The following is a 12,423-nucleotide window of genomic DNA, read 5'->3' on the forward strand; positions in this document are numbered from 1 at the left end:
CCTTCCTCCAGCCCACGCCCACACGCAATGCCTCTGCTACCGCTCGGCTACCCCGACGCCGTGGTGTCCGGTGGCCAGGCGCACCAAGGCCGCACGCAGGTCCGGGCGGGTCCGCGACGCGGTCAGCTCCGCGAGCGCGATATCGGCGATCGCGGCCACGATCAGCGTGGCGACCGGTTCCGGGTCGTCCCACCCGGCGGCGGCGAGATCGTCCGTGATGATCAGCGCGGCTTGCCGATTGCGCGCGGCGACCTGCTCACCGAGGCCCGCTTCGGAGCGCGCCTGGATCAGCAGCGCTTTCGTCGCGGGCTGGGCCAGGCAGCCGTCGAGGTAGGCGTGCATACCCGTGGTCAGCCGCTCGATGCCCGGCGCCGTGCCGGAGATGGTGTCCAGTACCTGGGCGAACAGATCCTCGTGAAAAGCGTGGTGCAGCGCTCTGATGTAGTCGCTGCGGCTGGACCAGTGCTGATAGAAGCTGCCTTTGGCCATGTTCGCCTGCGCGACGATCGCGTTCACCGACAGTTTGGCCAGGTCCGCCTCCCCCAGCAGGGTGTGGCCCGCGTGCAGCAGTGCCTTGCGGCCCGGCTCGGCCGACCTCACGACCCGGCCACCGGGGTGAGCGGTCCGACGATCGGCGCGACCACCGGGCACTCCGCAGGCCGGGCGTGCTCGGGATCCAGCGCGTTGAGCACTTCGCGCACCGCGACCGGATCGGAGGTGAGCCCGTAGTGTTCTGAGTAGTCGGTGGCGCACACGTCCTGCAGCACGATGTTGCGGGCGTTCGGCCCGTCGAGCATGCCGGTGGTGTAGGGCGTGGCGATCTCGTCGTAGCGGCTGACGATGGCGACGAACTGCACGCCGGGCACCAGCCGGGCGTCCGCTTTCAACTCCCGCAGAAACGGCGAGTCCGGCGACATCTGGCAGGGGCCGCAGTCGGCGATGGCATCCGCGGTGCCCGGCAGATCCCGCAGGGGCTTCGCCGCGGTGTCGGCGCCGCTGAGCGTCGAGCCGTGATAAGGAGCGCCCAGCCCGATGTGGCGTGCGACCTTTCCGGCGCCGCCGAGGTGGTGGAAGTAGTAGAACGGCACCGCACCGCCCATCGAATGCCCTACGACATCGACCTTCGCCGCGCCGGTGGCGGAAAGGACGCGGTCGATGAACGCTCCGATCTGGCGGGCGCTCTCGGGGACCGGCGCCACCGCGCCCAGCGCCGGACCGAACGCACCGGTGCCGTAGGTGGTGGTGTACACGCAGTAGCCGGCGGCCGCCAGCAACGGCGACAGGGTCTGCCAGCTCACCGTCTCGTTGCCCAGGCCGTGCAGCAACACCACGGGATTCGGATGTGCGGCCCCCGGGCGGCAGGTCCAATCGTTGGCTCCAGGCGGAGCGGCCCCCGGCGCCGCCAGCTGCGCGGCCAACCCCGCCAGATAGCTGTAGGGAACGCTCGCGGGCTCCTGCGCCCCGGCGACGGCCGCGGCTCCCAGGAGGCACACCGCGGCGGTGGCCGTCGATGCGGCAAATCGAAGCAAGGTTCGCACTTGCTACTCCTTCACTGAACACGCATGACCGACCGGTCGGTCATAGCGTACAGGTGGGGCAGCCTGGCGGGAAGGGCCAGCGCAACGCCCGATCGACCGGCCTGCACCCGCGCGGCGTGATGCCGTCGACCCCCGTCGCGGCTTGCGCGCCACGGCATGATCGATCTGCCGTAGCCTGGGGCGGTGACCGATCCGGTGAAACTCGAGGATTCCGAATCGCTGCGCTTGGCGCGTCTATTCCTCGGCCGCACAGTGGATCTGGTCATCGACCGCCCATACGGCAGTCACCACCCGCGATGCGGATTCCGCTATCTCGTCAACTACGGATACGTTCCGCTCACCCGCGCCCCCGACGGACAAGAACTCGACGGGTACTTCCTCGGACCGTCCGAACCGCTGGCCTTCGCCCGCGGACGCTGCGTGGGGATCATCCACCGGTTCTACGACGATGACGACAAGCTGCTCGTCGTCGCGGACGGTAGCCCCGCGCTCGACGACGCGGCGATCGCCGACGCCGTCGAGTTCCAGGAGACCGCCGGTCACTACGTGATCATCGGCAGGTGACCGGCGGGCCCTCTCGATTGGGCACGCGGATACCGGGTAGGCCCCTGCCATGGAACTGTTGGTGATTCTCGGACTCGCGGTGCTGGTCGGCGCGGTGATCCTGTATCGCAAGAGGTCCGGCAAACGGCCCCACGCACCCGAGGCACCCGGAAACGACGGCGAGTAGGGAGCGGCTATGAACGCAATGGACCCCGACCCCGCGAAAACTCCCGACCTGGAACCCGGCGGCGGAGTGTCGCCCGGCGCCACACCACCGGATACCCCGCAGACGTCCGGTCTGTCCGCGCCGGAGCCGAGCACCCGACACCACTTCCCGGTCACCGGCGTGATGGCGATGCTCATCGGGGCGCTGGTGATCCTGCTGTTCGTCGCCGTCGCGGTCGGGCTCGTGGTGACGATGCTGTGACCCGCCGCCACCGGCGGTCGGCCGATCCGGGAGATCGGCCGACCGCGGGGCTATCGTGCGCCGAGAGTCACAGGATCGGCCTGCCGCCGGTGACGGCGATCCGAGCGCCGGAGACATAGCTGCCGTCGTCGGAGGCCAGCAAGACGTAGGTGGGCGCCAGTTCGGCCGGTTGACCGGCGCGGCCCAGCGGGGTGTCGTCCCCGAAGTGCGTGACCTTCTCGACCGGCATGGTGGACGGGATCAACGGAGTCCAGATCGGTCCCGGCGCAACGCTGTTGACCCGGATCCCGCGCTCACCCAGTAGCTGCGCCAGGCTGGCGGAGAAGTTCGCGATGGCGGCTTTGGTCGCCGCGTACGGAGCAAGGGTGGGCGAGGGCATGTCGGAATTCACCGACGAGCTGCCGATGATCGACGACCCCGGCTGCATGTGCGGCAGCGCCGCCTTCACCAGGTAGAAGTAGGCGTTGATGTTCAGCTTGACGGTGTGCTCGAACTCCTCGTCGCTGATCTCTTCCAGGGTCTCGTGCGTCATCTGGAACGCCGCGTTGCTCACCAGGACGTCGATCTTGCCGAATTCCCGCACCGCTCGGTCGATGACGGCGCGGCAGTGGGCGGCCTCGGACAGGTCGCCGGGCACGAGCACGGCTTTGCGTCCGGCCTGCGTCACCAGATCGGCGACTTCCTTCGCGTCCTCGTCCTCGTTGAGGTAGGAGATCAGGACGTCCGCGCCTTCGCGCGCGTACGCGATCGCCACCGCCCGCCCGATGCCGCTGTCCGCGCCGGTGATGACGGCGGCCTTGCCGGTCAGTTTGCCGGAACCGCGGTAGCTGTCCTCACCGCAATCCGGTACCGGAGTCATCTTGGCCTGGATACCCGGGAATTGCTGCTGCTGCTCGGGAAACCCCATGTCGGTCCTCCTTCTGGCGTTCGGGGCTGGGGGTGGTTCAGCTGTCGTGCTGCCTGCGCCAGTCGCGCACCGCGTCGCGGGCCCGGTCGAACAGCGCCAGCGGCGGGCCTGCCGCCAGGTTCGCGAGCGCGGACTCCCCCGCGTGCGGGTGCGGCCGGGTGGGCGCCACGGCCTCGGCGGCCCGCAGCGACCCGGCCATCCGCTGGAGCTGGCTGCTGGAGAACTGCGCGCGCAGCAGGGCGAATTCCTCGGCCTCCTCGTGCGCGGCGTGCTCGTCCACCGCGTCGGCGAATTCGGCGAGCCGGGCATCGAACTCGGGATGGTCCACCCCGAGGTCATAGAGGTCGGCGAGCGCGCGTTTGGCCGCGTTCTCCTCCTCCAGCCGCGGTTGCACGATGTCGGCGTCGGCGCCGAAACGGGCCCGTCCGGCGACCGGATGCACGACCTCCTCCTCCGCGCTCTCGTGCACGGCCAGCAACCGCACCAACTCGGTGAACAGGTCCTGTTTCGCGTCGTTACCCGACTTCAGTCGCGCCAGCAGCGTGCGGATCTCCTCGTGCTGGGCGGTGAGCAGGTCGACGACATCCTGGTCGGTCATCGCAACACTCGTTTCTGTCGCTGTGGAATGCGTTCGTGGGCTTGGGTTTTCGTTCCCTGGGCGACCGGCCGCCGCGCGGACCGGGGATGATGTGCCGGTGGCGAGGTCCGTCGCCCGGCGGGTACCCGGGCGGACGGACGCCAATCAGCGCGCCGCTGCTACTCCGCTTCCGGTGGGGGCAGCAGCCGCGGAACCAGCACCGCGGCGACGGTGGCGGTGGTCGCGCAGGTGGTCGCGATTCCCCAGCCGACCGGATCCAGCGGGCGGCAACCGAAGTAGCCGCACAGTCCCGGCGTCATCACGACCGCGCCGAGCACCGCACCGCTGGCGGCCGTGGTGAGCCACACCAACGGGCTGCGGTAGCCGGAGACCAGCGTCTGACCCAGCTGTGTGCCGATGAGCGCGACCAGGCCGATGGTGGCGGCGCGGCGCTGCGTGCCGGTCATCCGGCCGAGGGTCCAGGCGACCGAGGCGCTGGTGGCCGTGGCCACGCCGCGCACGCCGAGCGTGTGCAGCAGATCTGGGCCCAGGCGTGCGGGCGGCAGTTCGGCCAGCCGCTCCGCGGCGCGCTGCGCTTGGGCCTGCGGGTCGTCGGTGTCGTCGGGATCGACCGCGTCCCGTTCCCGCGACACCGCCAGCGCCATGGCGGGGAACATGTCGGTGAGCATGTTCACCAGCAGGAATTGCCGGGTGCCCAGCGGCGCCTGGCCGCTGACGGCGGTGCCGTACAGCGTGAATGCGACCTCGCCCGCGTTGCCGCCGACCAGCACGCCGACGGCGTCGGTGACCCGCTGCCACATGCCGCGGCCTTCGACGAGGGCGTGCAGCAGCACCAGCGGGTCGGGATGGGTGAGCACCATGTCGGCGGCGTTGCGTGCGGCGACCGAACCCTGTGCGGCCAAACCGATTCCGACGTCGGCGGTGCGGATGGCTGCGGCGTCGTTGCTGCCGTCGCCGGTCATCCCGACCACGTGTCCCGCGCGGCGCAGCGCCGCCACGATGCGCACCTTGTGTTCCGGGCTGACGCGGGCGAACACCGTGCTCTGTTCGATCAGTTCCGCACGCGCGGTCTCGTCCAGACCGTCGAGATCCGCGCCGGTCACCACCTTCCCCGCCTCGATGCCGAGCTGGCGGGCCACCGCCGCCGCGGTCACCGGGTGGTCGCCGGTGATCATGCGGACGCTGATTCCGTTGCGCTGCAACGCGGTGACCAGCGGGACCGCCTGCGGGCGCGGCGTGTCGGCGAGGCCGATGAAGCCGAGCAGAGTCAGTTCGGCGACCGCCGCCTCGACGTCGTCGGGTTCGGTCGGCAGGTCGCGCCGGGCCACCACCAGCACCCGCAGGCCCTGCTCGGCCAGATGGCGAACCACCTGTTCGGCGCGTTGGCGCAGGCGGTCGTCGAAGGGATGGTCGGTCTCATCGATCCGTACGCCGGTGCAGCGCGAGAGCACCACTTCGGGCGCGCCCTTCACGATCAGCCGTAGTTTGCGGGAGGTGTGGCCGAGGGTGGCGGCGTAGCCGCGGTTGGATTCGAACGGGATCTCCTCGATCGCGTCCCAGCGGCGGGGGTCGTCGCCGAGCGCCTCGGCCGCGGCCTCGACCACCGCGCGGTCGGTGGCGTGCACGATCGGGCCCTCGGCGGGATCGGGGCAGGCTCGGGCCGCGGCCCGCAGCAGGCGGCGCGCGTGCTCGGAGTCGGCGTCGGGGGACCACTGCTCGTCGAGGTCGGCGAGTGTGGTCAGGCGCAGCCGCCCCTCGGTGAGGGTGCCGGTCTTGTCGAAGCACAGGGTGTCCACCCGGCCCAGTGCCTCGACGGTGCGGCTGGCGCGCACCAGCACGCCGTGTCGCGACAGCCTGCGGGCGGCGGCGAGCTGAGCGACCGTGGCCACCAGCGGCAGTCCTTCGGGGACCGCGGCGACCGCGACCGCCACGCCGTCGGCGATCGCGGTGCGCAGCGGCCTTCCGCGTAGCATGCCCAGTCCGGTCACGATGCCGCCGCCGCTGAGCGTCAACGGCAGGGCCCGGTCGGTCAGGCGGCGCAATTGCGCTTGCACACCGGCCTTTTCCGGCGGGATGGCCCCGGCGGCGGCGCGGCCGGCCTGGGTGTCGGGACCGACGGCCACGACGATCGCTCGTCCGGTGCCGTTGACCACGGTGCTGCCTTCGAAGACCATGCAGGCGCGCTCGGCCAGCGGCCGGCCCGGGGTCGCCGCGACCTGTTTCTCGACGGTGATCGATTCGCCGGTGAGGCCGGATTCGTCCACTTCCAGATCGTCCACGCGCAGCAGCCGGGCATCGGCGGGGACCACTTCCCCGGCCCGCAGCACGATCACGTCGCCGAGTGCGAGGACGTCGGCGGGCACCAGGTACTCGTGCGGTTCGGCGGTGTCGAGGTCGGCGCGGTCGATCACGCGGGCGTTGAGCTGCTCGCCCTCGAACAGGCGGAACAGCGCGTTTTCCGCGCGCTGGCGCTGCCAGGCGGAGACCAGCGCGTTGACGCCGAGCACCGACGACAGCAGCACCGCGTCCGACGGCGCGCCGAGCACCGCGGTGGCGACCGCGCCGACCCCGAGGATCGGGGTGAGCGGATCGGAGAGTTCCCGGCGCAACTGACCGGCGAACGACGCCGCCGACGCGATGACGCTCACGCCGGGGATGCGGGCGACCGTGCCGGGCCGGGTGCGCTCGGGCACCGCGGGCGGCTGCGGCAACCGGCTCAGCACCTCTTCGGGTTCGAGGGCGTGCCAGGGCAGCAACGGTGCGAGCGTGGCCGGTGGGGCGGTGCGCGCCGAACGCCATCCGGTGTAGGCGCCGGTGAGCAAACCGGTGGAGTGGGCGGCGGTCATGGGCGAGGACCGGCCCGCGCTGTCCGGGGCGACCGCCAGCAGCAGAGCGCCCAACGCCGCGCCGGACAGGGCCAGTGAGCGGCCGCGTTCGCTCACCTGACGGGCCGGAGCGACGGTGGCGAGGACCCGGTCGGCCTGAGCGAGGTCGCGACAGACCGCGTCGGCGGTCCACGGCACCTGCAGCGCGTTGTCCTCCCGCACGGCCAGACCGATCGCGACGTCGGCGTGTGCCAGCGCCTTGTGCGCTCGGGGACTCAACACGGCGACGACGTGACCGTCCTGCTGCAGAGCGCGCACCAGCCCGCTCATCGACCTGGACGGGGAGACGAATTCGTCCGCCATGGACCGCAACTCGGCGGCGTCGGCGCTCGCGGCGAGCGTCACGCGCAGGCCCGCGCTGCGCGCCCGGCCCAGCAGCGCGTATGCCCGCGGGTCGAGTTCCCGGCCGACCAGGACCCGCCCGACCGGTGTTCCGTTGTCATGAAGTTCGCGCCACACGGGGCGGCGCGTCACACCGTGGTCGGGTTTTCCGGTCGCGGGATGCACCAATCTGCGGTGGCCGCCGGCCGACAGGTAGCGGCCGGTGTGGTCGGGCTGCGCGTCGTCGCGGCTCTCCGCGGTCTCGTGCTCCCACAGCAGCCGCTGGCTCGCGCTCCATACCTCGGCGACCGACCATCTCGGGTCGCTCGCTTCGGCCTCGAGGACCAGACGCCGTGTGGTCAGCAGCGATTCTCCATCGATGACCAGCGCCGACAATCGGTCCAGCCGCCGCCACACCCGCGGGTGCAGCGTCAGCACACCCGCCCGGCCCAGCATCGTGGAGACCAGCGCGCCGTAGGCCTCGCGACTGGCCCGCGCCGCCTTGGGGGCTCCGAGTTCCAGCACGTCGGCCGCGCCGAACAGGCCACGCCCGCCGAGGACCGAGGTGACCGCGCCCGCCAGCGCACCCGCGGCCGTTTCGTCGGCAACCCGTTCGATCGGGCCCTGCGGCATCTCGACCACACGGTCGGGCGGGGTCAGCGGGTCGCGCACTTCCGCTGGGCGGCGGTCGATCTCGGTCTCCCAGTTCTGCCATTGCACGTAGCGGGTGAGCGATTCGGTCAGCGTTAAACCGCGGTGCACCGCATCGATCACCAGATTCGCCGTGCCCGCCGCCGCGCTGTTGCCCAGAGCGTTGCCGATCGCGTTCGCCGTGGTCAGCACCAGGTCGGTCCGTGGACGGCCGAGCTGATCCTCGAGCCGTTTGCGGAGGCGGGGCTGGGTGTCGACGAAGGCGGCCGCGCCGCGCAACACACGGGCGGGTCCGCGCAACGGCAGCACGGCGTTCATGGCGGACAACCCGATCGCGCACACGTCGCCCGCGACCTGGATCCCGGCCGCCAGCAGCGGTTCCCGGTCCCCCGGGTGCTCGGAGCCGCGACTCCAGTCCAGATCGCCGACCGCGGTGTCGGTCTCGACGGCTTCGATGGCCGACACCAGGGCGGGCAGGTCGGCCGCACCGTGCTCGAGAGCGGCCACGATGCGGCCGGTCACCGCGTTCACCCGCCACCATCGCACATCGCGGCGGCGGTCCAGCGTCCGGTGCAGCGCCTCGGTGATGTCTCCGCTCCTGCCGGAGTCCAGGCCGCGCACCTCGACGGTGGCCCGGTCCTCGTTGAGCGCCACCCGGCGGCGAGAGCGCAGCGCGTGCGGGTCGATCAGCGCGGCCAATTCGTCGCGCAACCCCTCGTTACTGCCCACATTCAGTAGCGACACGCCTGCCCGTGCGCCCGCTGCCACCGCCTGCACCGGCGCCTGCGCCGCCTTCATTCCCACATCGACGGCCTTCTCCACGCTCGCGCGTGCCATCTCCGCCGCAACGGAGGTCGGCGCCTCGAGCCACCACGGTGAGCCGACTCCGCGTAGTAAGAAGCTCATACACGGCAGCTACCCAGGCAAGCACAGAGCAAACCGTCCGCGACCGCGGTGCGGGCACCGCGGCCGGGTCCGGTGCGGACCCGCTCCGCCGGTCAGTTCGCGGTCGGGTCGAGCACGATCTTCACCGCGCCGTCGGTCTTCTGCTGGAAGGTGGCGTAGGCCTGCGCCGCATCGGTCAGCGGGAGGCGGTGGGTGGCGAAAGTGTCCACGCCCAGCGGGTCGCCGTCGCGCAGCAGCGGCATGATGTCGTCGACCCACCGTTTGACGTTCGCCTGGCCCATCCGCAGCTGGATCTGCTTGTCGAACAACACTCGCATCGGCAGTGGGTCGAGCATGCCGCCGTAGACGCCGATCACCGAGATGGTGCCGCCGCGACGGACGATGTCGATGGCGGAGTTCAGCGCCGCGAGCCGGTCGACGCCCGCGGTGTCCATCACCTTCTGGGCCACGAAATCGGGCAGGAACGCCGCCGAACGCTGGGCCATCGACGCGATCGGCGACCCGTGGGCTTCCATCCCCACCGCGTCGATCACCGAGTCGGTGCCCCGGCCGTCGGTCCAGCCGCGGATGATGTCGCCGAGCGGCTCGTCGACGGCGTCGAGGTCGATCACTTCCATGCCGCGCTCGGCCACCCGCGCCAGCCGCTCGGGTACCCGGTCGACACCGATGACGCGATAGCCGCGATGCGCGGCCACTCGGCAGGCCATGTCCCCGATCGGGCCGAGACCCAGTACGGTCACCGATCCGCCGTCGGGCACCCCGGCGTATTCCACGGCCTGCCACGCGGTGGGCAGCACGTCCGACAGGTACAGGAAGCGGTCGTCGGCCGGTCCGTCGGGCACGGTGATGTGGGTGGCGTCCGCGTGCGGCACCCGCAGATACTCGGCTTGGCCGCCTGGCACCTGCCCGTAGAGTTTCGAGTAGCCGAACAGGGCGGCGCCGCAGCCGTATCGGCGGACCTGCGTCGTCTCGCACTGGGTGGGCAGCCCGGCCCGGCACATGTAGCAGGCGCCGCAGCTGATCTGGAACGGGATGACCACGCGGTCACCGCGTTCCAGCCCGGTGACGGCCGAACCGGTCTCCACCACACGTCCCATGGGTTCGTGGCCGAGGACGTCGCCGTCGCTCATGTAGGCGCCGAGCACTTCGTACAGGTGCAGGTCGGATCCACAGATGCCGGTGGAGGTGACCTCGATGATCGCGTCCGTCGGGGCCTCGATCCGAGGATCGGGCACCGTCTCCACGGCGATTTTGTGCCGGCCTTGCCAGGTCACTGCCTTCATACGCGCGGCTCCTCCGTCGGGGTCGGTACTTGTTCCCGTCCTACCCGCACGCCTTTGCCCGAAACGACCGCGCCGGGGTTTGCCGGGGCAACACCGCAGGCCACGGGGTCGGTGTGCGGTGGGTACGCCGGATGTGTGCCGCCGGGGATTCGGGGTAGGCGGTAGCCGTGGACCAATCACGAGCTCCCCTGCTGGAAGCCCTCGCCGACTATCACCGGCTGGGCCGGTACGGCTTCACGCCCCCTGGGCATCGGCAAGGGCGCGGAACCGACGAACGCGTCTTGGACGTGATCGGCCGCGACGCCTTCGGCTCCGATGTCCTGGCCACCGCCGGGCTCGACGACCGGCTCTCGCGCGGTGGCTATCTGTCGCGCGCTGAAGCGCTCATGGCCGACGCGGTGCGGGCGGAATCGGCGTTCTTCTCCACCTGCGGCAGTTCGCTGTCGGTGAAGGCGGCCATGATGACGGTGGCGGGCGGCCACGAGGGCGGCCTGCTGGTGGCGCGCGACAGCCACAAATCGGTGGTCGCCGGGCTGATCTTCTCCGGTGTCCAGCCGCACTGGATCACCCCGCGCTGGGACGCCGAACAGCATTTCTCCCACCCGCCCTCGCCGCGGCAGGTGTCCGAGGCGTGGGAGGAACACCCCGACGCCGCGGGCGCGCTGATCGTGAGCCCGAGTCCCTACGGCACCTGCGCGGACATCGCCGGCATCGCCGAGGTGTGTCACGAGCGCGGCAAGCCGCTCATCGTCGATGAGGCGTGGGGCGCGCATCTGCCGTTCCACGACGACCTGCCGACGTGGGCGATGGACGCCGGGGCGGACCTGTGTGTGGTCAGCGTGCACAAGATGGGCGCCGGTTTCGAGCAGGGCTCGGTCTTCCACGTCCAAGGCGATCTGGTCGACACGATCAGGCTCAGCGAATGCGCCGACCTGCTGATGACCACCAGCCCGAACGTGCTGATCTACGCCGCGCTGGACGGCTGGCGCAGGCAGATGGTCGAGCGGGGACAGGAACTGCTCGGTTCCGCGCTGCGCCTGGCCGAACAGGCCAGGCGCCGGCTCGCCGAGATCCCCGGCATCAGGGTGCTGGAAGACGAACTACTCGGTGTCGAAGCCTCCCACGACCTCGACCGGTTGCAGGTCCTCATGGACGTGTCCGGAACCGGGGCCAGTGGTTATCAGGCCGCTGATTGGCTGCGCGAGCACCGCCGCATCGACATGGGATTGACCGATCACCGCCGGTTGCTCGCCACGCTGTCGCTCGCCGACGACAAGGACACCATCGATGGCCTGGTCGACGGCATCGCCGCGTGGCGCGAGCAACTGAGCGATCCGCGGCCGCCGCGCATCCAGTTGCCCTCGCCCGAGGACCTGCAACTGGAATCGGTGATGCTGCCGCGCGACGCGTTCTTCGGCCCGGTGGAAACAGTGGACGCGCGCGACGCCGTCGGCCGGATCGCCGGCGAACAGCTCACGCCCTATCCGCCGGGCATTCCGGTGGTCATACCCGGCGAGCGTATCGACGCCGCCGTCGTCGACTACCTGCGCACCGGGCTCGACGCGGGCATGAACGTCCCCGACGCGGCCGACTCCCGGCTGCGCACGATCCGCGTCGTCGCCCGCGAGCGAACCGAAACGTAGGAGGTTTCCTTCATGGCCGGACCGACCGCGCTCGCCTTGGTGTGCACGCTGAAGAAGTCCCCCGCCGAATCCAGCAGTGATGTCATCGCCCGGCAGGTCCTCGACGAGCTGGCCGAACACGACGTGCAGGGCACGGTGCTGCGGCTGGTCGACTACGAGGTGCTCCCCGGAGTGACCGCCGACGAAGGCCCCGGCGACCAGTGGCCGTCCATCCGCGAACGGATCGCGGCGGCCGACATCCTGTTGGTGTCGACCCCGACGTGGGTCGGGCACATGTCGTCGGTGGCGCAGCGGATGCTGGAGCGATTGGACGCCGAACTGTCCGAAACCGACGACGCGGGTCGCCCCGCGATGGTCGGCAAGGTGGCCACGGTCGCGGTCGTCGGCAACGAGGACGGCGCGCACAAGATCGTCGCCGACCTGTATCAAGGGCTCAACGACATCGGATTCACCATCCCGGCACAGGGGTGCACGTACTGGAACGATCAGGCCATGGGCAGCACCGACTATCAGGACCTCGACTCGGTGCCGAAGGCGGTGGCGTCGGCGACCGCGGCGCTGGCCAGGAACGCCGCGCACCTGGCCCGGGTACTCGGCGCCCAGCAGTACCCGCCCGCTGAATGATTCCCACGCCCCTCGCGCCGACACCACCCCCGGTGGGGGCGCGACCGTTGTCGCACGAGCACAACACAAAAAAACAGTCCAAGTTTTTCCAAAGAAG

The 12,423-nt window shown here is 70.8% G+C and carries 11 protein-coding genes; 5 read left to right on the forward strand and 6 right to left on the reverse strand.

The features are described from left to right. Positions 1-36: 36 nt before the first annotated feature. Entirely contained in the window at positions 37-600 is a 564-nt protein-coding gene (locus ACWEO7_RS05560) for a TetR/AcrR family transcriptional regulator (protein ID WP_452421051.1), read from the reverse strand. Next, entirely contained in the window at positions 597-1,538 is a 942-nt protein-coding gene (locus ACWEO7_RS05565) for an esterase/lipase family protein (protein ID WP_452421053.1), read from the reverse strand. Before ACWEO7_RS05565 ends, ACWEO7_RS05560 begins: the two co-directional genes overlap by 4 nt. 183 nt (positions 1,539-1,721) lie before the next feature. Between ACWEO7_RS05565 and ACWEO7_RS05570 the strand changes: the two genes are divergently transcribed. From ACWEO7_RS05570 to ACWEO7_RS05580, 3 genes are read left to right on the forward strand one after another with little or no spacing between them, the layout of a single operon-like run. Further along, complete coding sequence (locus ACWEO7_RS05570) at positions 1,722-2,102, forward strand: inorganic diphosphatase (RefSeq protein ID WP_452421054.1); 381 nt, start codon at positions 1,722-1,724, stop codon at positions 2,100-2,102. 49 nt (positions 2,103-2,151) lie between these two features. Beyond that, entirely contained in the window at positions 2,152-2,268 is a 117-nt protein-coding gene (locus ACWEO7_RS05575; protein WP_450024422.1) for an LPXTG cell wall anchor domain-containing protein, read from the forward strand. 9 nt (positions 2,269-2,277) lie between these two features. Continuing rightward, positions 2,278-2,508 carry a DUF6480 family protein gene (locus tag ACWEO7_RS05580; protein ID WP_450024420.1) on the forward strand — a complete coding sequence of 77 codons (231 nt, stop codon included), beginning with the start codon at positions 2,278-2,280 and terminating at the stop codon, positions 2,506-2,508. Between the two features lie 67 nt (positions 2,509-2,575). Here ACWEO7_RS05580 and ACWEO7_RS05585 read toward each other — a convergent pair whose 3' ends face one another. From ACWEO7_RS05585 to ACWEO7_RS05600, 4 genes are all read right to left on the reverse strand, one after another. Beyond that, the gene (locus ACWEO7_RS05585; protein WP_452421056.1) at positions 2,576-3,415 is read right to left on the reverse strand and encodes an SDR family oxidoreductase; all 840 of its coding nucleotides are present in this window, start codon (positions 3,413-3,415) and stop codon (positions 2,576-2,578) included. Between the two features lie 37 nt (positions 3,416-3,452). Next, the gene (locus ACWEO7_RS05590; protein ID WP_450024416.1) at positions 3,453-4,013 is read right to left on the reverse strand and encodes a hemerythrin domain-containing protein; all 561 of its coding nucleotides are present in this window, start codon (positions 4,011-4,013) and stop codon (positions 3,453-3,455) included. Between the two features lie 158 nt (positions 4,014-4,171). Next, positions 4,172-8,776 carry a cation-translocating P-type ATPase gene (locus ACWEO7_RS05595; protein WP_452421058.1) on the reverse strand — a complete coding sequence of 1,535 codons (4,605 nt, stop codon included), beginning with the start codon at positions 8,774-8,776 and terminating at the stop codon, positions 4,172-4,174. Positions 8,777-8,868: 92 nt separating this feature from the next. Beyond that, complete coding sequence (locus ACWEO7_RS05600) at positions 8,869-10,059, reverse strand: alcohol dehydrogenase catalytic domain-containing protein (protein ID WP_452421060.1); 1,191 nt, start codon at positions 10,057-10,059, stop codon at positions 8,869-8,871. Positions 10,060-10,226: 167 nt separating this feature from the next. On the opposite strand from ACWEO7_RS05600, the gene ACWEO7_RS05605 reads away from it, so the two are divergent. Together ACWEO7_RS05605 and ACWEO7_RS05610 are read left to right on the forward strand one after the other, a co-directional pair. Next, on the forward strand, positions 10,227-11,702 hold the full coding sequence (locus ACWEO7_RS05605) for an aminotransferase class I/II-fold pyridoxal phosphate-dependent enzyme (protein ID WP_452421062.1): 1,476 nt from the start codon (positions 10,227-10,229) through the stop codon (positions 11,700-11,702). Positions 11,703-11,714: 12 nt separating this feature from the next. Beyond that, positions 11,715-12,326 (forward strand): flavodoxin family protein, encoded by a 612-nt coding sequence (locus tag ACWEO7_RS05610; RefSeq protein ID WP_452421063.1) that lies wholly within the window; start codon positions 11,715-11,717, stop codon positions 12,324-12,326. Positions 12,327-12,423 lie beyond the last annotated feature (97 nt).

It is taken from the genome of Nocardia sp. NPDC004260 (genome assembly GCF_053603155.1).

Coding starts and splice junctions, on each gene's coding strand:
- ACWEO7_RS05575 (WP_450024422.1), top strand. CDS start 2,152: ATGGAACTGTTGGTGATTCTCGGACTCGCGGTGCTGGTCGGCGCGGTG.
- ACWEO7_RS05610 (WP_452421063.1), top strand. CDS start 11,715: ATGGCCGGACCGACCGCGCTCGCCTTGGTGTGCACGCTGAAGAAGTCC.
- ACWEO7_RS05585 (WP_452421056.1), bottom strand. CDS start 3,415: ATGGGGTTTCCCGAGCAGCAGCAGCAATTCCCGGGTATCCAGGCCAAG.
- ACWEO7_RS05600 (WP_452421060.1), bottom strand. CDS start 10,059: ATGAAGGCAGTGACCTGGCAAGGCCGGCACAAAATCGCCGTGGAGACG.
- ACWEO7_RS05595 (WP_452421058.1), bottom strand. CDS start 8,776: ATGAGCTTCTTACTACGCGGAGTCGGCTCACCGTGGTGGCTCGAGGCG.
- ACWEO7_RS05580 (WP_450024420.1), top strand. CDS start 2,278: ATGAACGCAATGGACCCCGACCCCGCGAAAACTCCCGACCTGGAACCC.
- ACWEO7_RS05590 (WP_450024416.1), bottom strand. CDS start 4,013: ATGACCGACCAGGATGTCGTCGACCTGCTCACCGCCCAGCACGAGGAG.